This window comes from Halorubrum sp. GN12_10-3_MGM, from assembly GCF_005435235.1.
Taxonomy (GTDB): domain Archaea; phylum Halobacteriota; class Halobacteria; order Halobacteriales; family Haloferacaceae; genus Halorubrum; species Halorubrum ezzemoulense.
Genome location: NZ_SGUB01000006.1, coordinates 133,884 through 154,924, shown reverse-complemented (window position 1 = coordinate 154,924; position 21,041 = coordinate 133,884). Strand labels below are relative to the sequence as shown.

Annotated in this window: 22 protein-coding genes and 2 tRNA genes; 14 read left to right on the top strand and 10 right to left on the bottom strand. The window is 70.8% G+C overall.

Translation table 11 applies throughout. From position 1 onward, the window contains the following. Positions 1 to 168: 168 nt before the first annotated feature. From EXE47_RS06950 to EXE47_RS06940, 3 genes are all read right to left on the bottom strand, one after another. A complete protein-coding gene (locus EXE47_RS06950; protein WP_199237864.1) occupies positions 169 to 924 on the bottom strand; it encodes a hypothetical protein in 756 nt (251 codons plus the stop codon). A 33-nt stretch (positions 925 to 957) separates the two neighbouring features. After that, positions 958 to 1,623, bottom strand: coding sequence for a thermonuclease family protein (locus EXE47_RS06945; protein WP_049932535.1), 666 nt, complete (start codon positions 1,621 to 1,623; stop codon positions 958 to 960). Positions 1,624 to 1,761: 138 nt separating this feature from the next. Beyond that, positions 1,762 to 1,835: transfer RNA gene (locus EXE47_RS06940), tRNA-Tyr, on the bottom strand. A 153-nt stretch (positions 1,836 to 1,988) separates the two neighbouring features. Here EXE47_RS06940 and EXE47_RS06935 point away from each other — a divergent pair. Next, positions 1,989 to 2,879 carry a hypothetical protein gene (locus tag EXE47_RS06935; protein ID WP_089308770.1) on the top strand — a complete coding sequence of 297 codons (891 nt, stop codon included), beginning with the start codon at positions 1,989 to 1,991 and terminating at the stop codon, positions 2,877 to 2,879. 95 nt (positions 2,880 to 2,974) lie between these two features. After that, the gene (locus EXE47_RS06930; RefSeq protein WP_137703729.1) at positions 2,975 to 3,565 is read left to right on the top strand and encodes an NAD(P)/FAD-dependent oxidoreductase; all 591 of its coding nucleotides are present in this window, start codon (positions 2,975 to 2,977) and stop codon (positions 3,563 to 3,565) included. 50 nt (positions 3,566 to 3,615) lie between these two features. Here EXE47_RS06930 and EXE47_RS06925 read toward each other — a convergent pair whose 3' ends face one another. Together EXE47_RS06925 and EXE47_RS06920 are read right to left on the bottom strand one after the other, a co-directional pair. Next, entirely contained in the window at positions 3,616 to 5,250 is a 1,635-nt protein-coding gene (locus EXE47_RS06925; protein WP_086219765.1) for a succinic semialdehyde dehydrogenase, read from the bottom strand. An 87-nt stretch (positions 5,251 to 5,337) separates the two neighbouring features. Continuing rightward, a complete protein-coding gene (locus EXE47_RS06920) occupies positions 5,338 to 6,357 on the bottom strand; it encodes an AI-2E family transporter (protein ID WP_049932528.1) in 1,020 nt (339 codons plus the stop codon). Positions 6,358 to 6,495: 138 nt separating this feature from the next. Between EXE47_RS06920 and EXE47_RS06915 the strand changes: the two genes are divergently transcribed. From EXE47_RS06915 to speB, 5 genes are all read left to right on the top strand, one after another. Beyond that, complete coding sequence (locus EXE47_RS06915) at positions 6,496 to 7,665, top strand: aminotransferase class I/II-fold pyridoxal phosphate-dependent enzyme (protein WP_089308767.1); 1,170 nt, start codon at positions 6,496 to 6,498, stop codon at positions 7,663 to 7,665. Then, positions 7,665 to 7,949 (top strand): hypothetical protein, encoded by a 285-nt coding sequence (locus EXE47_RS06910; protein WP_049932525.1) that lies wholly within the window; start codon positions 7,665 to 7,667, stop codon positions 7,947 to 7,949. Before EXE47_RS06915 ends, EXE47_RS06910 begins: the two co-directional genes overlap by 1 nt. A 171-nt stretch (positions 7,950 to 8,120) precedes the next feature. Then, positions 8,121 to 8,315 (top strand): hypothetical protein, encoded by a 195-nt coding sequence (locus EXE47_RS06905; protein WP_094495395.1) that lies wholly within the window; start codon positions 8,121 to 8,123, stop codon positions 8,313 to 8,315. A 48-nt stretch (positions 8,316 to 8,363) separates the two neighbouring features. After that, the gene (locus EXE47_RS06900) at positions 8,364 to 8,741 is read left to right on the top strand and encodes a translation initiation factor IF-5A (RefSeq protein WP_049932521.1); all 378 of its coding nucleotides are present in this window, start codon (positions 8,364 to 8,366) and stop codon (positions 8,739 to 8,741) included. A gap of 6 nt (positions 8,742 to 8,747) precedes the next feature. Next, positions 8,748 to 9,578, top strand: a complete 831-nt coding sequence (speB, locus tag EXE47_RS06895) for an agmatinase (protein ID WP_049932519.1) — start codon at positions 8,748 to 8,750, stop codon at positions 9,576 to 9,578. An 18-nt stretch (positions 9,579 to 9,596) separates the two neighbouring features. On the opposite strand, the gene EXE47_RS06890 is transcribed toward speB, so the two are convergent. Together EXE47_RS06890 and EXE47_RS06885 are read right to left on the bottom strand one after the other, a co-directional pair. Next, on the bottom strand, positions 9,597 to 9,848 hold the full coding sequence (locus EXE47_RS06890; RefSeq protein WP_049932517.1) for a hypothetical protein: 252 nt from the start codon (positions 9,846 to 9,848) through the stop codon (positions 9,597 to 9,599). A 97-nt stretch (positions 9,849 to 9,945) separates the two neighbouring features. Next, complete coding sequence (locus tag EXE47_RS06885; protein WP_089308766.1) at positions 9,946 to 11,544, bottom strand: amidohydrolase; 1,599 nt, start codon at positions 11,542 to 11,544, stop codon at positions 9,946 to 9,948. A gap of 81 nt (positions 11,545 to 11,625) precedes the next feature. Here EXE47_RS06885 and EXE47_RS06880 point away from each other — a divergent pair, with 81 nt between their 5' ends. Continuing rightward, positions 11,626 to 12,075 carry a universal stress protein gene (locus EXE47_RS06880; RefSeq protein ID WP_086216017.1) on the top strand — a complete coding sequence of 150 codons (450 nt, stop codon included), beginning with the start codon at positions 11,626 to 11,628 and terminating at the stop codon, positions 12,073 to 12,075. Positions 12,076 to 12,132: 57 nt separating this feature from the next. Here EXE47_RS06880 and EXE47_RS06875 read toward each other — a convergent pair whose 3' ends face one another. Both EXE47_RS06875 and EXE47_RS06870 read right to left on the bottom strand, forming a co-directional pair. Beyond that, a complete protein-coding gene (locus EXE47_RS06875) occupies positions 12,133 to 12,588 on the bottom strand; it encodes a cupin domain-containing protein (RefSeq protein ID WP_089308765.1) in 456 nt (151 codons plus the stop codon). Positions 12,589 to 12,694: 106 nt separating this feature from the next. Beyond that, positions 12,695 to 13,657 carry an alpha/beta hydrolase gene (locus EXE47_RS06870; RefSeq protein ID WP_089308764.1) on the bottom strand — a complete coding sequence of 321 codons (963 nt, stop codon included), beginning with the start codon at positions 13,655 to 13,657 and terminating at the stop codon, positions 12,695 to 12,697. Between the two features lie 49 nt (positions 13,658 to 13,706). Between EXE47_RS06870 and EXE47_RS06865 the strand changes: the two genes are divergently transcribed. Next, positions 13,707 to 15,089 (top strand): DEAD/DEAH box helicase family protein, encoded by a 1,383-nt coding sequence (locus EXE47_RS06865; protein WP_089308763.1) that lies wholly within the window; start codon positions 13,707 to 13,709, stop codon positions 15,087 to 15,089. Positions 15,090 to 15,510: 421 nt separating this feature from the next. Here EXE47_RS06865 and udk read toward each other — a convergent pair whose 3' ends face one another. Further along, positions 15,511 to 16,209: a uridine kinase gene (gene udk, locus EXE47_RS06860; RefSeq protein ID WP_086216020.1), complete on the bottom strand. Its 699-nt coding sequence runs from the start codon at positions 16,207 to 16,209 to the stop codon at positions 15,511 to 15,513. Positions 16,210 to 16,386: 177 nt separating this feature from the next. On the opposite strand from udk, the gene EXE47_RS06855 reads away from it, so the two are divergent. The 5 genes from EXE47_RS06855 (at position 16,387) to EXE47_RS06835 (ending at position 21,011) form a co-directional block, all read left to right on the top strand. After that, positions 16,387 to 17,109: a CBS domain-containing protein gene (locus EXE47_RS06855; protein WP_086219773.1), complete on the top strand. Its 723-nt coding sequence runs from the start codon at positions 16,387 to 16,389 to the stop codon at positions 17,107 to 17,109. An 86-nt stretch (positions 17,110 to 17,195) separates the two neighbouring features. After that, positions 17,196 to 17,738, top strand: a complete 543-nt coding sequence (locus tag EXE47_RS06850; RefSeq protein ID WP_089308762.1) for a GNAT family N-acetyltransferase — start codon at positions 17,196 to 17,198, stop codon at positions 17,736 to 17,738. A 61-nt stretch (positions 17,739 to 17,799) separates the two neighbouring features. Then, positions 17,800 to 17,873, top strand: a tRNA-Thr gene (locus tag EXE47_RS06845). Between the two features lie 141 nt (positions 17,874 to 18,014). Further along, positions 18,015 to 18,782: a metallophosphoesterase gene (locus EXE47_RS06840; RefSeq protein WP_049933101.1), complete on the top strand. Its 768-nt coding sequence runs from the start codon at positions 18,015 to 18,017 to the stop codon at positions 18,780 to 18,782. 72 nt (positions 18,783 to 18,854) lie between these two features. Beyond that, the gene (locus EXE47_RS06835; protein ID WP_049933102.1) at positions 18,855 to 21,011 is read left to right on the top strand and encodes a pentapeptide repeat-containing protein; all 2,157 of its coding nucleotides are present in this window, start codon (positions 18,855 to 18,857) and stop codon (positions 21,009 to 21,011) included. Positions 21,012 to 21,041: the final 30 nt, after the last annotated feature.

Here is a 21,041-nt window from a genome sequence, read left to right as displayed (position 1 = left end):
GCCCCGCGGCCTCACGCCTCCCCGGCCTCGTCGCTCCCGACGGTTGCGACTCCCTCGCACGGACTCCTCGCGCCCCGCGGGCGCTCGGAGGCGCGCGCCAGCGCAGCGACTTGGCCACTCGTGAACCGAGCGAACAGAATGGAGTTGAGTAGAAATGAGTATCGCCGACTAGCGGCCCGGCGACCGCTGCCCACACCGCCGCGAGGTGATCCCCTCCTTCGAGCGGAACCGGCAGCCGCAGTCGGTACAGCGCACGAATGGCTCGCCCGGCTCGGTTTCGAGGCGGTGTTCGCCCACCTCGAACGGGCGGGTCACGGTCCGGGGGCGGATCCGGTCCGGGATCGGCGTCGACGCCGACTCGCTCAGCGCGGCCCGCACGGCGATGGTGTCGACGTCGACCCCGTCCCACCGCGAGGCCTCCAGCGCATCTTCGCGGTCCGCGACCTCGGTCCAGCCGGTGACGACGACCGGGGAGTTCGTCTCCGTGTCGCTCACGACCACGACGAACCGGACGCCGCCCTCCACGAGGGCGAACCGCCACCCGTCGGTGCTGTTCCACCGGAGCTGCCCCTCGCGGATCGCGTCGCTCACGGTGCGCGTCGAGACGTACCGACCGGGCTGTTCGAGCCGCTCACGGAAGTGATCGGTCAGCGCGTAGCGGCCCGGGTCGCGCACGGGAGGATCCTCCGGCGTCCGGGCGGCGGCCTCGCCGCCGTGCGGGGGGTCGATCGACCGATACTCGCCGGTTCGGCCGGTCGAGCCGGATCGGCCGGCCCGAGCGCGGCGGCGCGCGGGCGACTCCGGCGGCGACCGAGGCCGGGCGTCTGCCTGCCGGCCGGCGGCGGTCGTGGAAACGGTCCGACGCTCCGTCGATCCGGGCCCGAGGGGCTCCGCGTCCCCCGACCCGCCCTGTCGGGATGCCACTACGACATCGTACCGAGCGCGCTCTTAAGTGTGTTACGCCGGCACAGGGGCGTCGACCGCGCCCGCATCGGCGGGGGAGTCGGACTCGTCGAACGCCCAGAGTCCGACCCCGCGTTCCCTCGCGTCGGCTTCGGCCGCCGCGTACGCGTCGCGTAGCGCGAACTCGGTGTCGTACAGCCGCGCATACCCCTCGGTCAGCAGGCGCTCGTTGAAATCTTCACCGTCGACGTACAGCACCGCCAGCAGCCGCCCGTAGCCGCCGCGTCGGTCCCCGCCGGCGACGACCGTGACCTCCTCGCCGGCGAGTTCGGACTCGGCGAATGCGGCCGCCTCACCGCCCCACGCTCGGAGGTGCGCGCGGCCGGCGTCGGTGTTGGGGATCCCCTCGAACTCACCCGGCGAAGTCACGTCGGCGCTCGTCTCGGGCGTGTCGACGCCGAGGAGCCTGACGGTGTCGACCTCGCCGTTCGGGAACTCGACCTCCACCGTGTCGCCGTCGACGACGCGCACGACGGTGCCGGTCCAGGCCGTGTCGTCCGGGTCGCCGGGGTCGACTCCCGCCGGATCGGTCGGCGGCGAGTTGAGGTCGCCGGTCGGTGAATCCCCGTCGGTGGCGGGGCCCGGACCCCCGGCGCAGCCGGACAGTGCGACGACCGCGACGACTCCGATGACCGCGACCAGCCTCGGTCGAACGCGCATCGATCCCGTGTTGCGCTGGTTTCAGTATAAATAGGCAGGAAAGTCGTTCAGCTTACTCGCGTGCTACTACTAACCAACTCTCTCGCTGAAAAAGAAAAGCCTCACCCGCTCGCTGTCGCTCACGAGTCAGAAATTCAGTCCGCCCTCCCCGAATTGAACGGGGGACAAGTCGATCTACAGTCGACTGCTCTACCAGGCTGAGCTAAGGGCGGTTACCGAAACATAGCCGCCGGATTCGACTTAAGAGTTCCCTTTCAGAGCAGGTGTGATCCGCCGTACCGCGGGGTGGATCGCCGGACTCGAACCCCGCTCGCGACCCACGCTCGCCGCGGGGCTGTTAAGTCTCTCGCGGCGGGAGCGGGGACATGGCCGACGGCGACGACAGACAGGCGACGTTCGGGTCCGACGGGAGCCTCGAAACCGATCGGACGCCGGACGCGACGGGCGAGAACGACTTCGGCGAGGAGAAAGAGCCGAACGAGACCGACGGCGGGTACAGCCGGTACGTCGTCTCCAGCCTGCTCCAGAAGGCGGTTCGGCGCTCCGACGAGGAGATCGCGGCGTGGGCGGCGTGGGAGCTGGCGCGCTCCGGGTACGCCTGGAACCTCTGGGACCGACTCAACCTCTACGTCGTCGAGGACCTGCGCGCGGGCGACGAGGTCGCGCTCACGATCGAGCGCTACGAAGAACTCGCGACGGAGCGCTGGGAGCCCGACGCGTGGAAGGGCCGGCTCTGCGGGATCCACGCCGCGCTCGCGGCCGCCCGCGCTCGCTCGACACGCGAGGCGTCGAACGCGGACGCCTACTTCGGCGCGGTCGCCGATCTCCGGGCCGAGGCGCGCGCCCGCGGGGAGGAGCCGGCGCACGACTTCCCCGTCGGTGACCTCGAACCGGACGGGGAGTTCGACGCGGTCTTCGACGGGCACACCGGCGAGGGATCCAAGCGCGGGCGCGGCACCCGGTTCTTCAAGACGCACGGCGCGCGCGTCGGCCCGGAGGGCGAAGACGAACAGAGCGCGCGGTGGCAGCGGCTCGCGATGGTGCTCGACGAGGAGGTCGAGTACGACGAGGCGGAGCTCGCCCGCGCCGTCGCACCGGTCGATCCCGACGACCCGTGGGGCGGATCGGCCTCCGGCGACACCGAGCCGGACACGAGCGACGGCGAGACGCACCGGAGCGACACCGAGCCGGACACGGGCGACGAGGGGAGTGGCGCGGGCGACGGGACCGGGTCCCTCTCTGACTTCGCGGAGTGAGGTGTCGGCCGCGTCGACGGGGGTCGCCGCGAGGTCCGCCGTGACCGATCCCCGCTTCCGCCAAGCCTTATGTTCGGGACTGCGTTGTAGCGACCATGACAGATGTCGCAATCGTCGGCGGTGGACCGGCCGGACTGAGCGCCGGGCTGTTCGCGAGCAAGAACGGCCTCGACACCGTCCTCTTCGACACGGACGAGACGTGGATGCACAAGGCGCACCTGTTCAACTACCTCGGCGTGGGCTCGGTCGGCGGCAGCGAGTTCATGGCGACCGCGCGCCAGCAGGCCGACGACTTCGGCGTCGACCGGCGCCAGGGCGAGGAGGTCACCGGCGTCGAGGACGGAGGCGGCGGGTTCACCGTGACGACCGAGGACGGCGAGTACGAGGCCGACTACGTCGTCCTCGCGACGGGCGCGAACCGCGACCTCGCGGAGGCGCTCGGCTGCGAGTTCGACGAGGACGACACCGTCAGCGTCGGCGTGTCGATGGAGACCAGCGTCGAGGGCGCCTACGCGACCGGCGCAATGGCCCGTGCCGAGGAGTGGCAGGCGGTCATCTCCGCCGGCGACGGCGCCGCCGCCGCGCTCAACATCCTCTCGAACGAGAAGGGCGAGCACTACCACGACTTCGACGTGCCAGACACCGCGGCGTCGGTGTTCGGCGACCTGATCGACGACGCGGAGTAACCCCGCTTTTCGCCGTCGTCGGTCGCGCGCCGTCGATTCCGCATGGTCAGTCAGCGGCGCGACAGGCGACGACGGACCTCGTCGACGCCGCGACGCATCCGTCGACCGAGCCGGGTCGCGGCGAACGCGCCCCGGACGAACCAGTCGGTCGGGATCCGGTCTGGGAACGTCAGCGGGCCGACCCGCGAGACGCCGACGGTCCGCGTCTCCGTGTACCGTCGGATCCCCTCGGGCCCGTGTCGGCGACCGAGGCCGGAGTCGCCGAACCCGCCCATCGGTGCGTCGACCGCGCCCCAGGTCGCGAGGAACGCGTCGTTGACGTTCACGGTCCCGCAGTCGATCTCGCGGGCGAGTTCGGCGCCTCGCTCGCGGTCCCCGGTCCAGACGCTCGCGTTGAGGCCGTACGGGGAGTCGTTCGCGGCGGCGACCGCCGCGTCCGCGTCCGGAACCGCCGTCACCGCGGCGACCGGACCGAACGTCTCCTCGCAGGCGACCGCGGCGTCCGGCTCGACCCCGGTGAGGACGGTCGGCTCGTAGCAGTACGGCGCGACGTCCGTCCGCGCTCGGCCCCCGGTCTCGACCGTCGCCCCGCGCTCGCGGGCGTCCTCGACGTGCGACTCGACGCGGGCCAACTGGTCGGCGTCGACGAGCGAGCCGAGGTCGGCGTCGTAGTCGTACCCCGTCCCGAGCGTGAGCGCCTCCGTCTCGCGGACGAACGCGTCGAGGAACTCGTCGCAGGCGGACTCGACGACGTAGATCCGCTCCGCGGAGAGACAGAGCTGCCCGGCGTTCGAGAAGCAGGCCTGGACCGCGCCGCGGGCGGCCTCGTCGACGTCGGCGTCCCCGAGCACGACGAGCGGGTTGTTGCCGCCGAGCTCCAGCGAACAGCCGATCAGGTTCCGGCCCGCGCGCTCCGCGATGGTCCGGCCGGTCGCGGTGCTACCGGTGAACGCGACGTAGTCGACCGCGTCGATCAGCGGCGGCCCGACCTGAGGCCCCTCGCCGGTGACGACCTGAAAGAGGCCGTCGGGGAGCCCGGCGACTTCCAGCAGCTCCGCGAGGAGCAGCGCCCCGTACGGCGTCTTCTCGTCCGGCTTGAGCACGACCGCGTTGCCCGCGGCGAGCGCGGGGATCGCGTCGGCCATCGACAGCGTCAGCGGGTAGTTCCACGGCGAGATGACGCCGACGACGCCGACCGGTTCGCGGGTGACCGTCGCGGTCGCGACGCCGGGCGCGACCCCACGGCGACGCTCCTCGGCGAGCGCGCCCGGAGCCTCGCTCGCGACGTACGAGCAGCCGGTCGGCACGTCGAACAGCTCCTCGACCGCGGTGCGCCGAGACTTCCCGGTCTCCAGCTGGAGCACGTCGAGCAGCTCCTCGCGGCGGTCCGCGACGAGGTCGCCGAACCGGTCGACGATACGGGCGCGCTCGGTCGCCGACACCTCGGCCCACGCCGTCTGCGCGTCGCGGGCGCGTTCGACCGCGGCGGACACGTCGTCGGCGTCGCAGGCCGGCACGCGCCCGATCCGCTCGTCAGTCGCCGGGGCGGAGACGTCGATCGCGCCGTCGCCGTCGTCGCCGCTTCCGTCCGGCGAGCTGAAGACGCGATCGGCGAGTCCGTCGAGACGCCGCGCCGTGAGGGTCGGCGCGGCGCCGACCGCGGTTGGGGGATCCGTCGAGGACATCAGGTGTCGGACAGAGGGTCGGGCCATGGAAAGCCGTGCCGGTGGTGCCCTGCGTCGGCGGTCACTGCGTCGGGCCCGCGTCGCCGGTCACTGTGTCGAGCCCGCGTCGCCACCGACCGAGTCCGTCGGGTCGACGTGCTCGGAGAGCATGTCGATCGCTTCGAGCAGCAGCGACACGGCGAGGGGACCGACGATGACGCCGACGGCCCCGAGGGTGAGGATGCCGCCGACGAATCCGACGAAGTAGAGACCGGGCGATATCTTCCCGGTCCAGCCGGCGAGCCGAGTGCGGATCACCGCGTCCGGCACGAAGGCGACGACGACGAGCCCGATTACCAGCACGGCGGCCGCCCGCCCGGTCGCGCCGACGAGGAAGTCCAGAGCGCCGAGCGCGACGATGAGGATGCTCGGACCGACGACGGGAATGAACTGGAGGACGCCGGCGATGACCGCGAGCAGGACGGGAGAGCCGTAGCCCAGCGTCCGGAACACCGCGACCGCGAGAACGAACGTCGCGGCGGCGGTCGCGGCTTGGAGGACGTATATCGAGTAGAGGGTCTGCCGCGTCCGCTCGTGGAGCCGTGTGGGGATGTCGTGGTACTCGGGCGGGACGACGCCGAAGACGGCCGCCTCGACCGCCCGCGGCCGGTAGAGGATGCCGTACACGAGGAAGGTGAACACGACGACCTCCAAGACGAGGACCGGCGCCGCGCCCGCGACCGCGATCGCGACCCCGCGGATCCACGTCTCCGCGGCCGCGACGTACGGCGCGATCTCGACCACCGTCTGGAACCCGCCGACGGTGATCGGGACGAGGTCGGGGACCCCTTCGAGGAGGGCTATCAGCTCCGACCGCCGCCGGTACAGCGTGTACAGCAGCGGCGCCACGAGGAGGGTCGCGCCGACGAACGCGACGCCGGTCGAGACCACGCACGCGATCCGACGCGAGAGGCCGCGGCCGACGAGCCGCTGCCGGAGCGGATACAGGACGTACGCGACGGTGACCGCGAACACGACGGTCCGCAGCACCTCCGCCAGCGCGACCGCCGTGAGCGCCGCCATGGCGACGAACAGCACGCCCAACAGCCGCTGCCGGTTGAGAACCATGCCGTCGTGTCGCAATCCCCGGCGAAATGCGTTGCGATGGCGGCCCGCAGTGCCCCCGATTCGCGGGCGGCCGCCGGAGCGGTCCGCGACGACGTCGCCAACCACAGCACCTAACCTCGCGCCCGCCCGAAGAGGGGTATGCGCATCGACCCGTTCGGCCTCGAACGCTGGTTCGCGGAGTACGAACACGAGGCCGACATCATGCTGGCCGAAAGCGGCATCCGGTCGCTCGACGCGAGCCGGTTCGACCTCGATCCGGGGGAGCTCGGCTACGTCATCCCGACGAACGGCGACCCGGAGTTCCGGGCGTCCGTCGGCGACCGCTACGACCGATCCGCCGACGAGGTGCTGTTCACCTGCGGCACCCAGGAGGCGAACTTCCTGACGTTCCTCTCGCTGCTCGGTGACGACGCCCCCGTCGACGGGGCGGGCGGCGCCTCGGACCCCGACGCGTCGGGCGTCGGCTCCGGCACGCACGCGGTCGTCGTCACGCCGACGTACCAGGCGCTCCACGCCGTCCCGGACGCGTTCGGCGACGTGACCCGCGTCGAACTGGAGCCGCCCGAGTGGGAGTTAGACCCGGAGGCCGTCGCCGACGCGGCCCGCGACGACACGGCCGTGATCGTCGTGAACAACCCGAACAACCCGACCGGGCAGTACCACGACGAGGCCGCGATGCGGGCGGTGTACGACGTCGCGGTCGAGCGCGACGCATACCTGCTCTGCGACGAGGTGTACCGCCTGCTCGCGGAGGACCCGCAGCCGCCGGTCGCGAGCTACGGCGCGCACGGCATCTCGACGACCAGCCTCACGAAGGCGTACGGGCTCGCTGGCCTCCGGTTCGGCTGGATCGCCGGTCCCGAGCCGGTCGTCGAGCGCGCGTGGCGCTGGAAGGACTACACGACCATCTCGCCGAGCCTGTTCGGCCAGCACGTCGCTAAGCAGGCGCTGGGGCGATCCGAGGAGGAGATCCTGGCGGAGAACCGCGAACTGGCCGCCGCCCACCGCGAGACGGTCGCGGCGTGGGTCGACGACCACGGCCTCGACTGGCTCGACCCGGTCGGGGTCAACGCGTTCGTGACGGTCCCCGACGGCTTCGCGGACGCGGAGGCGTTCTGCCGGACGGTCGTCGAGGAGGCGAGCGTCGTCCTCGCACCGGGGCATCTGTTCGGCTTCCCGGACCGATTCCGGATCGGGTTCGGACTCCCGACCGAGGAGTTGACAGAGGGCCTCGATCGGGTGAGCGGCGTGATCGAGGAGCACGCGCCGACGGTCGACTCGGCCGCGACGAACGGGGGTGACGCCTGATGGGCGTGTTCGGCGACCTCAAAAACGACGTAGTCGGCTTCGTCCGCAACCCCACCGACGAGCAGAAGATCTTGTTGGTGGCGTTCGTCTCCATGGCGGTCTCGGACCGGTACTTCTATTATAACGACATCCCGTTCGTCGTGCGGACGACCGCGGCCGTCGGCGTCGGCTTCATCGTCATGTTCGTCGTCAGCTACCTGTACACGGGCCAACTCGTCCCGCCGGACGGGAACGTCGACGACGACGAGGAGCCGGAGGAGTACGTGGACGAGCTCGACCCGTAGGCTCGCTTTCGGGACGAGTTCGGTCGCCGCGGTCGTCGCGGCTGCCACGTCGCCGCCGTCATGGTCGCTACGTCGCCGCGGCGGCGCCCGCCGCCCCGGAGGACCCGCCGCCGCTCGCGGAGTCACCGCGTCGCCCCAGTCGACCGGGGGAACGCCGAGGTCGCCGTCCGCGTGCGTCGCGATCTCGTGGAGGCACGCGGCCGCCGGAACGTCGGCGTCATCGCGTATCGGCGCGCCGGCGTTGCCGGAGAGGTCGTCGCCGAGGGCGTCGGTGACGCGATCGACTCGGTCGTCCGACGAGCGGAGGACGTACACGACCACGCCGCAGGCCGTCGGGGCGGTTGGACGCCGTCTCGGGCCGGGTAGCGGCGGCATTCCAAACCGTTTATACCCGCGCCGGGGAAATTGGCGGACATGCCGCGAGAGCAGAAGCAGGTTCGCGAACTCCAGGAGGGCAGCTACGTGATGATGGACGACGCGCCCTGTAAGATCAACCACTACAGCACCGCCAAACCCGGTAAACACGGCAGCGCGAAGGCCCGCGTCGAAGGGAAGGGCGTCTTCGACGACAAGAAGCGCTCGCTCTCGCAGCCTGTCGACGCGAAGGTGTGGGTCCCGATCATTCAGCGCAAGCAGGGACAGGTCGTCAACGTCAGCGGCGACGAGGTTCAGGTGATGGACTTAGACACCTACGACACGTTCACGATGCGCATTCCCGAGGGCGAAGACTTCTCCTCGGACGACAACATCGAGTACCTCGACTACGAGGGCCAACGGAAGATCATCGGGTAATCGGCGATGTTCCCCGGGGCGACGACCGACCGCGAAGCTGCTTCCTACGTGGTCGTCGGCGCTCCGCTCGACGCCACGACCACGTTTCAGCCGGGCACCCGGTTCGGACCGGACCGAGTCCGGCGATTCGCCGAGACGTACGACGACTACGACCGCCGCACCGACAGTCGCTTCTCCGCGCTGGGCGTCAACGACGCGGGCGACGTGCGCCCGTGGGACGACGTGCCGGCGTACCTCGACCACCTCGCCGCCGAACTGCGGAGCGTCGTCTACGACGAGTCGGTCCCGCTCCTCGTCGGCGGCGAACACACGGTCACGCACGCGGGGGTCGAGGCCGTCGACCCCGACGCGCTCGTCATCTGCGACGCGCACCTCGACCTCCGGGACGCATACGACGGGAACCCGCTGAACCACGCCTGCGTCACGCGCCGGTGTCTCGACGACCTCGGCGTCGACCGCGCCGTTATCGTCGGCGCGCGGACCGGGTCCGAGGCCGAGTGGGACCGGGCGGCCGACGCCGACGTGGAGGTCGTCGCGCCGGAGGACGCCCGCGAGTGGGTCGACGGTCTCGACGGCGACGCGTTCGCCGGGGAGACGGTCTACTGCTCCGTCGACATCGACGGGCTCGACCCCGCTTACGCTCCCGGTACGGGGACGATGGAACCGTTCGGGGTAGCGCCGCGGACCGTCCGTGACCTCGTCCGCGCGGTCGCGCCGCGCGCCGACGGGTTCGACGCGGTCGAGGTGAACGACCGGGACGACGGGCAGGCGGCGGCGCTGGCCGCGAAGCTCCTGCGGGAGTTCGCGTACTCGCACGCGGCCGCAACGACCGAGTAACCGGGTTTTCGAGGCGAGTTACGAGAGTTCGGAGAGGCGGCGCCGCGCGGCGGTCACCGCCTCCATCGAGTCGATCCACTCGCGGGTGTCGGTACACCAGATGCGGTCGCCCTCGACGCTGACGCAGAAGACGGACTCGCCGGAGGGCGAGAGGGTGACGCGGTCGACGTCGGGCCGGTCACCGAGGTACGCGTCGATGAGTCGTCGGGCGGTCTCGGCCTCGGAGCGGAGACGGTTTCCCGCGGCGTACTCGACGGCTATCTCTGTCATGCTCCCAGATTAGAACTACATGATTAATAACTGCTGTTTTCTGGCAGCGATTGCGGCTTTCTCGGCGTTCCGGCAGGGTCGCGCCTCGGCCGCCGATTCACCGACCGTCGAACACGATGTCGCCGTCGACGACGGTCAGCGCCACGTCGATATCGTCGATCGCGTCGTCGCGCTCCCACGGCGACGCGTCGAGCGCGACGAGGTCGGCCCGCTTCCCCACCTCGATCGTCCCGAGCCGGTCCTCGTCGAAGCCGGCGTACGCGGCGCCGCGGGTGTACGCCCGCAGCGCCTCGGTGACGGTGAGGCGCTGAGGTTCGGCCGGCGCGTTGACCGCGTGGTGAACCCCGAACAGTGGGTCCATCGGCATCCCGTCCGAGCCGAACGCGAGCCGGACCCCCGCGTCGAGCATGTCCCGGTAGCGGTTCGTCTCGGCGGTGCGCTCGGATCCCAGTCGCTCCTCGTAGAGACCGCCGGGTTGCGCCCACTTCAGGAAGTTCGGCTGGACGCTCGCGACGACGCCGGTCTCCGCGAGCCACTCGATCGCGTCGTCGTCGGCCAGTTCGGCGTGTTCGACGCGGTGACGGGCTTCCCCGGCGTCGGTCCGGGAGGCGTGCTCGTATGCGTCCAAGACGGCGTCGACGGCCTCGTCTCCGATCGCGTGGGCGGTGAACTGGAGGCCCGCCTCGGTCGCGGTTGCGACGGCCTCGTCCAGCTCGTCGGGATCGACGACCCACTGCCCGGTCTCGTCTGGCGCGTCCGCGTACGGCTTGGAGAGGCGCGCGGTCCGGCCGCCGAAGCTCCCGTCCGTGTACGACTTGATCGCTCCGGTCCGTACCATATCGCTCCCGGCGTTCGTCGCGAGGCCGACCTCCCGGACCGCGTCGAGGTGGTCGCTCCAGTAGTTGATCCGGACGCGGGCGGTGAGCGACCCGGACTCGTCGAGGTCGCGGTAGACCCGGGGCGCGTGCGAGTTGCGGACCATGTCGTGGAAGCCCGTGATACCGCGGGCGGCGCAGCCGTCGAGCGCGGCCTCGACGACCGCGCGCGTCTCGGCCGGGCCGGGCTCGACCGCTCGGTAGATCGGGTCGATGGCGGCTTCGAGCAGGACGCCGGTCGGATCGCCGTCGTCGTCCGTGGGCACCGTCTCGTCGGGAGCGTCGGCGAGCGCGTCGGCGAAGCGGCCGAGCGCGACGCCGTTGACCGCCGCGACGTGCATGTCCTCGCGGAACGCCGCCACCGGGCGCTCGGTCGAGACGCGGTCGAGGTCCGCGCGGGTCAGGTAGCGCGAGTCGTCCCACGTCGACTCGTCGTAACCGTAGCCGAGGACCCAGTCGTCGCTTTCGGGGTCCTCCACCTCGCTCGCTTCGCGTTCCACTTCCGCCGCGCGCTCGGCCAATAGGTCGACGGCCCCGTCCGGGGAGTCGGCCGCCGAGAGGTCGGCGTGGAGGAGGTAGCGGCCAACGGTGGTCAGGTGGGTGTGCGCGTCGACGAACCCGGGGAGGATGACGCGCCCGTCGAGGTCGACCACGTCCGTGTCGACGCCGGCGAGCAGTTCCACGTCGTGCGTCCGCCCGGTCCGGACGATCTCGCCGTCGCGCACGGCGACGGCCTCGCAGACCGCGTCGCCGCCCGAATCCGGGTCCGCAAGCGTGTGTACCTCCCCGTTCACGAAGATCCGGTCCGCGGCCTCGGTCATGGAACTCCGGGGGGCACACAGCGTGTTAACCGTTCGGGAAACGGCGACCGATTTATTCGGTCGCTCGACGAACCGCCGCGTATGTACGACAACGTGCTCCTCCCGACCGACGGCAGCGTCGGCGTCGACCGCGCGATCGACCACGCGATCGACGCCGCCGACCGCTACGACGCGACGCTCCACGTCCTCTACGTCGTCGACAGCGGCGTGGTGAACGCCTACTCCGGCGACGAGTTCGTCGACGGCGCCGAGGGCGCCGAGGAGACGCTCGAAGAGACCGGCCGCGAGTCGCTTGACGCGGTGGCCTCGCTCGCCCGCGACGCCGACGTGGAGGCGGTCACCGCCCTCCGCTACGGCGTCCCGCACGAGGAGATCCTCCGCTACGCCGACGAGGAGGACGTCGACCTCACGGTGATGGGGTCGAAGACGCGCTCCGGCGACTACCGCCGGATGCTCGGCTCCGTCACTGAGCGCGTCTCCCGGCAGTCGACCGCGCCCGTGAGCATCGTGAAGACGACCGTCGACGCCTGAGTCCCGACGCCGGTCCGACTCCGTTTTCTCCCGTCTCCCGCGCCCGCCTCGACGGCGTCAGCCCTCCAGTTCGGCGCCGCACTCCGGACACCGGAGATCGAACCCGTCGTCGCTCGGAACGGCCCGCATGTTCTCGTGTCCGCACTCCGGACACTCCTGCGGGATCCGCACGTCCTCGCTGTCGCGGGGCGCGCCCAGTGCGAACGCGACGACCGGCTCGTCGCCGTCGTTCTTGCCCGACTGGAACTCGCCGGGCGCGAACCGGACCGCCTCGCCCGCGCCGACGCTCACGTCCCCGTCCATCGTCTCGAACGTCGCCTCCCCCTCGACGACGACGAAGATCTCTTCCTGGTCCGTGTGAGCGTGAAGCCCGCCGGAGAACCGCTCCCCAGGATCGAGGCGGTAGCGGTTGAGCGCCACGTCGGTCGCCCCGAGCGGCTCCGACAGCCCCCGGCGGTCCACGTCGCTTCCGAGGGCGCTCGGCTCGACCTCGTCGATAGAGACTCGTTCCATACTCACGGACACGGCCTCGCGAGAGTTATGCTTTGACCTCGCGCCGCGATTTCCGCTCGCCGCCGTCCGACGGGACCGGTCGGCGGACGACGCTTCGGGCGACCGATCACAGCCGGGATCGCGCGTCGCTCGCGACCGCGGACAGGGCGGTCTCCGCGGTGGCCACCCTGTCCGCGAGGCTACAGAACCCGTGCGCCATCGCCGGGTAGTGACGGTGCTCGACCGGCGTTCCCTCGCGCTCGAACCGGTCCGCGAGCGCGACGCCGTCGTCGCGCAGGGGGTCGAACCCGGCGGTGACGACCGTCGCGGGCGCGAGGTCCCCCAAGTCCGTCGCCTCCAGCGGGACCGCGTACGGGTTCGCGGCGTCGATGGGGCTCCGCAGGTACTGCTCGTAGAACCACCGCATGTCCTCGCGCGTGAGCAGCGGGCCGTCCGCGTTCTCCCGGTACGAGTCCGTCTCGAAGTCGCGGCCGGCGATCGGGTACAGCAGGAACTGCCCGGCGGGCGTCGGCGCGTCTCCGACGTCCCGCGCGCGGAGCGACGCCGCGACCGCGAGCGCGCCGCCGGCGCTGGTGCCCGAGACGCCGGTCCGGTCGGGATCGACGCCCAGCGCGTCCGCCGTCTCGGTGACCCACTCCAGCGCCGCGGTCGCCTCGTCGACCGCGACGGGGAACGGATGCTCTGGCGCGAGCCGGTAGTCGACGGAGACGACGACCGCGTCGGCGCGGACCGCGAGCTCGCGGCAGATCCCGTCGACCGAATCGAGCGTCCCAAGCGTCCAGCCGCCGCCGTGGAAGTGGACGAGGGCGCGGGCCGGCGGGTCGCCCCCTGCGCCCATCGGATCGGGCGCCCCCGCCGGGCGGTACACCCGGACCGGCACCTCGCCGTGCGGGCCGTCGAACGCGAGGTCGCGGGCGTCGGCCACCGGCGGTTCGGGCGGTCCCGAGAACAGGTCGTCTTCGAGGCGGCGGGCGGCATCGACCGAGAGGTCGCTCCACGCGGGCAGGCCCAGCGACTCGATCTCGGCGATCGCCGCGGCGAGGTCGGGGTCGAGTTCGTCCGCGCGCATGGCGGACCGAGGCGGTGGGCCTTTGTAAGTCGGACGGGAACTCGGGACGATGGACGTCCGGTTGACCTACGAGGACGGCACGATCCGGGTCGACGCGGACGTCGACCTCGCGCCCGACGCGCTGCCGCCGCTGCCCGGGGTCGAGACGGACCCCCGAACCGGGACCGGCCGGGCGCCCGCCCACCGCTACGCCGAACTCCGGCGGGCGCTCCGGGTGGCCGGCGTCGCAGTCGACGACCGGGTCCTCGACGCGAGCGAGCGCGCCGCGAGCGAGGCCGGGCTCCCAGACGCGCTCGCCACCGACTACGACCTCCGCGAGTACCAGCGCGAGGCGTTGGACGCGTGGCGCGACGCCGGCAACCGCGGCGTCCTCGAGCTGCCGACCGGGGCCGGCAAGACCGTGATCGCGATCCGCGCGATGGTCGAACTCGGCGTTCCGACGCTCGTGGTCGTCCCCACGGTCGACCTGCTCGACCAGTGGCAACGAGAGTTGGAGCGCGAGTTCGACGCCCCGATCGGCCGGTTCGGCGGCGGCGAGCAGCGTCGGGAGGCGATCACGGTGTCGACGTACGACTCCGCGTACCTGAAGGCGGACGGCGTCGGCGACGCCTTCGAGTTCGTCGTCTTCGACGAGGTCCACCACCTCGGCGGCGAGGGGTACCGGGACGCCGCGCGCCTCCTCGCCGCGCCCGCGCGACTCGGGCTCACGGCCACCTTCGAGCGCCCGGACGGCGCCCACGAGGCGGTCGCGGAGCTGGTCGGCGACCGCGTCTACGCGCTCGACGTCGACGACCTCGCGGGCGACCACCTCGCCCCCTACGACATCCGGCGGATCGAGGTGGAGCTCACCGAGGCGGAGCGCGAGCGCTACGACGAGAAACAGGGCACCTTCGTCGAGTACGTCCGCGACGCGGGGATCACGTTTTCGAGCGGGAGCGACTACCAGGAGCTGGTCAAGCGCTCGGGAAACGACCCGGCGGCCCGCGAGGCGCTCCTCGCGAAGCAGGACGCCCGCGAGGTCATGATGAACGCCGACCGCAAGGTCGAGCGGCTCGCGGAGATCCTCGACCGCCACCGCGACGACCGCGTGATCGTGTTCACGGCCCACACCGACCTCGTCTACCGCCTCTCCGAGCGCTTCCTGCTGCCCGCGATCACGGCCGAGACGGGCGCGAAGGAGCGCCGCGAAATCTTGGAGCGCTTCCGCGACGGCACCTACGGCCGGGTCGTCGCCGCGAACGTCCTCGACGAGGGGGTCGACGTGCCGGACGCCAACGTGGCGGTCCTGCTCTCCGGGTCGGGCAGCGAGCGGGAGTTCACCCAGCGGCTCGGTCGCGTGCTCCGCCCGAAGGAGGACGGCGGCCGCGCGACGCTGTACGAGCTCGTCAGCGCCGAGACCGCCGAGGAGCGGGTGGCGAGCCGGCGGCGATGAGCCGGGACGGTCGAGATACGATGGTTAAATGCCTGTGAGCGGCTACGACGATCGCTTGTAAATGACAGTGCGGTGGCGCGTGCCTCCGAGTGGCCGCCGGAGGCGGCCGCGAGGAGCACGCGCGAGGGACGCCGCGAGCGACCGGAGGGAGCGAGCGGCGAGGCTGGGGAGGCGTGAGGTGCGGTCGCGGGACGGGACTCAAAGGGGCAGCCGCGAGGACGCCGTAGGCGACGTAAGGACCGCAGGAGCGAGCAACACGAGCGACGAGGACCGCAGCGAGCGTACGGCGTCCTCGCGGCTGGGGCTTAGGAAGTGTTCAGCGTCGATCTACGAGCAGCGGTTTATAAGCAAACGAACGGGCTTCGGCGACAGATACCGTCGCTCCGGCGTCCACGCCCAGAGACCCACCGTTTCGAACTGATTAATCGTCGCCGTCCATGTCGAGCGAGCGCTTCTCGCCCAGCTCCGATTCGAGGCTGCCGCGCTCCCAACTCCTGACCGCGTCGCCCTCGACCTCGGCGCGCAGTTTCTCTTCTAAGAGGTTCACCGCGACGCTGTTGGCGCCCTCCGGGATGATCACGTCGGCGTGTTTCTTCGAGGGCTCGATGAACTGCTCGTGCATGGGCTTCACCGTCGAGAGGTACTGGTCGATGACGCCCTCCAGGTCGCGGCCGCGGTCGATCACGTCCCGGCGGATCCGGCGCAGGATCCGCACGTCGGCGTCGGTCTCGACGAAGAGCCGCAGGTCCATCATGTCGTTTATGTCCTCGTCGTACAGCGCCAGGATGCCCTCCAGCACGATGACATCGGTGGGTTCGACAGTGATCCGCTCGTCTTTCCGATTGTGAATCTCGAAGTCGTACTGCGGCATCTCGACGGACTGGCCCTCCAGGAGGGCTTCGAGGTGCTCCCTGAGGAGTTCCCACTCGAACGCCGACGGGTGGTCGTAGTTGACCTCCTTGCGCTCCTCGAACTCGAGGTGCGAGAGGTCCTCGTAGTAGTTGTCCAGCGGGATCCGGGTGACGCTGTCGCCGAGGTCGCGGGTGACGAGCCGGGAGACCGTCGTCTTCCCGGCGCCCGTCCCCCCCGCGATCCCGATCACGAACGAGGGAATGGCCATGTCCCAGTTCGAACGTCGGAGGGTTTGAACGCTCCCTTTCGTCGGCGGGGCGCGCCCGCAGGGCGTCCGGACGCGACTCGCCCCGCCGGATATGCGAACCGATCGCAAGCGTAGGCCGGGCACGGATAAAACGCTACCGGGGGCACCTTTTAGCCGGTCGGAGCGGATCCGAGACGTATGCGAACAGACACCACGGTTCATGACGTGATGCACCGCGAGTTCCTCGGCGTCAGCGAGTCGGACGCGCTGCCGGAGGCGGCCGCGCTCTTGGTCGAAGAGGAGACGAACTGTCTGGTGGTCGTGCGCGGCGGCGAGCCGGTGGGACGGCTGGAGGCCCGCGACGCGCTCGAGGTGCTGCTGGAGGCGGGCGACGGCGGGGAGTCGCCCGAGGGGCCGCCGTCCACGGTCGGCGCGGCCATGAGTCCGCCGCTGCCGACGGTCTCGCCGGACGACTCGCTCGCGGCGCTCGAAGAGCGGCTCGTCGCCGAGGGGACGGACCGAGTCGTCGCCGTCGACGACGGGGAGGCGGTCGGCGTCGTCACGGACGGCGACGCGCTCGCCGCGGGGGCGCCGCGGACGGGCGCCGGCGCCGACGGCTTCGGTGACGAACCCGCGACGGGCGACCCCCACCCGGAGGAGACCGTGCTGTCAACCGCGGCCGCGGCGGACTCCGACGCGGAGCGGAGCGCCGCGGCGACGATGGACCCGGCCACGGCATCGGAGCCCGCCGCGGCCGCCTCGGGAGACGGCCCCTCCGGAAGCGAAGACGGCGTCGACCCGGTGACGGGTGCGCCGAGCGAGGGCTCGACGCAGGGGGTCTGCGAGAGCTGCGGCGCGCTCGTCCCCGACCTCGTCACCGCGAACGGGCAGGCCGTCTGCCCGAACTGCCGCGAGGTCTGAGTCGCTGGGCCGCCGTTCGATGCGCCAACGGCGAGGCCGAGTCATCGGCCGGCACTCTCAACACGTCGCGAGCCGAACGCGAACGTATGGCCGAGACGGACGCCCGGATCGAGCCGGCGACCGCCGACGACGTCGACCCGGTCACCGACATGTGGGTGGCGCTCGCCGCGGGGCAGCGCGAGTACGGCGCCACGCTCCGCGGCGAGGCGAACCGCGCGACCGTCCGCGAGTGGGTCGCGCAGTCGGTGGTTACCAGCGACCTGCTGGTCGCTCGCGACCCTGAAGCCGCGGCCGAAGCGGACGCCGGCGATCCGGACCCCGTCGGGTTCGTCGGCTTCTCGCTCGAACGCGGTGACTACGACCGCGACGCCGTCCGCGGAACCGTCAGCAACCTCTTCGTGCGACCGGACCGGCGCGGCGAGGGGGTCGGTGCGGCGCTGCTCGACGCGGCCGAGCGCGCGCTCGTCGAGGCGGGCGCCGAGCGCGTGGCGCTAGAGGCGCTGGCAGACAACGACCGCGCCCGTGCGTTCTACGCGGACCGCGGCTACGGCCTCCACCGCGTGGAATTGACGAAGTCACTGGACCCCCAAGACGAGGACGAGCGCGGCGGCGATCAGGAAAGCCGATGACTCCGGCCGGGTTCGCGGAAAGCGACACGCACTCATAGGAGGACCGAGTACGGCCGCACGCGCCAGGGGAGCATGGGTGGTTCATGCACTCGACTTGTAATCGAGACTTCCGGGGTTCAAATCCCTGCCCTGGCTCTGCTGGACGCCGTCGACTCTCTGAGGAGTCGGGCGGCGACTCCCCGACGCGATCTGGCGCCGAGACGGCGAGGCGTTTTCCCCGCGGCGAGCGCCGATCCGTAGTTATTTGACCGCGGTGCGTCGACTCATTGGTAACCGATGGGTCGATTCGCGCTGTTTCCCGATGTCCACATGCGGAGCGGCCACGCGGCCGAGATCGAGCGGGAGCTACGCGACGCGCTCGAGGCCGTCTCCGCCGACGCGTTCGACCGGATCTTCGTGTTGGGCGACCTGATCGAAGACGACGGCTCGGCCGAGGTCGACGAGGCGAACGTCGAACGGGTCCGCGAGATATTCGCGGACGCGCCGGTCCCGGTCACGTATCTGCTGGGGAACCACGACGTCGAGACGCTGACCCGCGCGGAGCTCACGTCGCTGCTCGGCCAGGACCGTTTCCACGGCGTGATCGAGACCGACGACGTGCCGATTGTCTACCTCGACTCGACGAAGGAGGCGACGCCGGGCGCCCGCGGCGAGCTCGGGTCCGACCAGCGCGAGTGGCTGGCGGGCGTCTGCGCGGAGTACGACGACCCGCTCTTCCTGAGCCATCACCCGCTCGGGACCTTCGACATCTCGGACAACGACTGGTTCAGACACTACCCGGAGCGCGCGTTCCTCTCCGACCGAAAGGAGACGCTTCGCGTCATCGAGGGGCTCGGGTCCGGACGCGGCACGATAAGCGGGCACATCCACCAGTCCGGGTTCGCGAACTTCCGCAACATGGCCCACGTCTCGGTCAACGCGTTCAGCAAGGAGGTGCCCGGCAAACCTCTGACCGGGACCTACGCCGACGTGACCGTCGGCGATCGGATCACCGTCGACGTGACCGTCGGGGGCGACACCGTGACGTCGTACACCATCCTCTAGCCGGACGGCGGTTGCGTCGGGCGGTGCTGTGAGGTAGTTTTACTATCCGCGCTGTCGTCGGCCCGGTACGTCGTGTCCGTCGGAACGTGTGCGTACAGCTTCGACCCGGTGGCGTGGGAGGAGGAACACGGTCGTTCGGCCGCGCTCGACGAGAGGTGGTCCTGTCCCCGAGAGGCGGAGGGAGAGACGGACCGCTGTCGGTTCCACCTCTCTCCCGCTCGGCGCGCGGAGCTCGGCATCGACGACGAGTCGGTGTGCGAATCGCTGGTGTCGGAGCTGGCGACCGGCGAGGCGTCGTCGCTCGGGTTCGTCGGGGCCGAGTTCGGAACGATCGACGTCTCACACCGAGTCCTCGACCGGGTGACCAACCACCCGATCGACCTCCGGCACGTCACCGTCTATGGGGAGTTCCTCGCGGAGCAGACCGTCCTCCGACAGCCGCTCCTGATGGACGAGATACGGGTCGAGGGTGCCGCCGACTTCACCGACGCTGAGTTCGGCGAAGACGTGTCGGCGGAGCGGGCGACGTTCCGCGGCGACGCCGTCTTCGACGGGACGGACTTCGAGGACAGCGCGCGGTTCGGCGGCTCGACGTTCGCCCGGCCGGCGAGCTTCGACCGCGTCAGGTTCGGCGACGTGGCCGACTTCTACCGGGCCCGGTTCCGCGCCCCCTGTTCGTTCGAGGAGTCGGCGTGGCGGGGCGCGTGTCTGTTCCAGCGCGCGGCGTTCCGGTCGGACGTGACCTTCACCGCCAGCCGGTTCCACGCGAGGACCGACTTCCGCACCGTCCAGTTCGGCGGGACGAGCCGGTTCAACCGGTGCGAGTTCGAGGACGCCGCGGTGTTCATGAACTGCGCGTTCGCGGCCGAGGCGTTGTTTAAAAAGGCGAGCTTCGCGCAGCCCGCGCACTACCAGAACGCCGACTTCGACTCCGAGGCGTCGTTCACCGAGACCGAGTTCGGCGACAAGGCGAAGTTCCAGTTCGCGACGTTCGACGGCGAGGCGGTGCTGTCGTACATCCGGTTCGGCGGCGCGACGTACTTCAAGGCGGTCGATTTCAACAGCTACGCGTCGTTTTACAAGTCGACGTTCGACCGGCTGGGCGACTTCCGGAATGCCACGTTCGCCGACACGGCGCGGTTCCTGAAGGCCGAGTTCACGGACGAGGCCTTCTTCGGGCGGGCGACGTTCGTCGGCGACGGCGACTTCCGGAGCGCCGCGTTCCGGGGGACGGTCCACTTCGTCGAGACGACGTTCAGATCGAGCGCGACGCTTCGGGAGTCGACGTTCGAGCGGGCGCGGTTCGAGAACGTGCGAACGGCCGGCGGCGACGTCACCATCAACCTGGAGCGCACGACGGTCGACGGCGGCCGGTTCGTCCAGGAGAACGGGGCCGCCGTGTACTACAACCTCCGACGGAGCAGGGTCGGCGACGTGGATATCGAGATGGCCGACTCGGAGGGCGTCTTCGAGCGGTTCCTCTTCTACCGGACCGAGTTCGACGGCTTCGACTTCTCCAACTACCGGTACGTGCTGGCTCCGGAGTGGGTGTTACACACGTTCCGCGGGACGGTCGACGACACGTACAGCCTCGAAGCGGACCGGTTCGCCATCGAGGACGACGCCGACGAGGCGCCCGGCGCGGACGGCGGCGCCGCCGACGAATCGGGCGGGGGTCCGGGAGAGCCGGCCGACGGAGGCGGCGTTCGAAGCCGGCTCGCGGGCTGGCTCGCCGACGGCGAGGCGTCGGACCTCGAAGTGACGTACCTGAAGGCGAAGAACGGGGCCGAGCGCGTCGGCGACAGCCAGTCCGCCTCCCGGTTTTTCATCAAGGAGATGTACTACCGGCGCCGGACGCACGTCGACCGGGCGTTCGCCCACAAGGAGTCACTTCGCAGCCGGCTCAAACTGCTGTTCTTAGTCGCGGTGAACCTCACGCTCTCGGCCACGTGCGGGTACGGCGAGAAGCCGCGCCGCACCATCGGATTCTCGCTCGTCACCGTCGTCGTCTACGCGGCGCTCTTCGCCGCGGTCGTCACAGACCCGCCGTTCGCGTCGCCGCTCGGATACGGGCTGTTGAGCGTTCAGTCGTTCACGTCGCTGATATTCGGCCCCACGGCGACCGTTCCGAACTTCGCGGGCAGTTTCCTCGCCGCCACCGAAGGATTCGTCGGCGCGTTCATGATCGGCCTGTTCATCTTCGCGCTCACCCGCAGCGTCCACCGGTGACGTTATGCGACGACGGGTCCCACGAGGCGC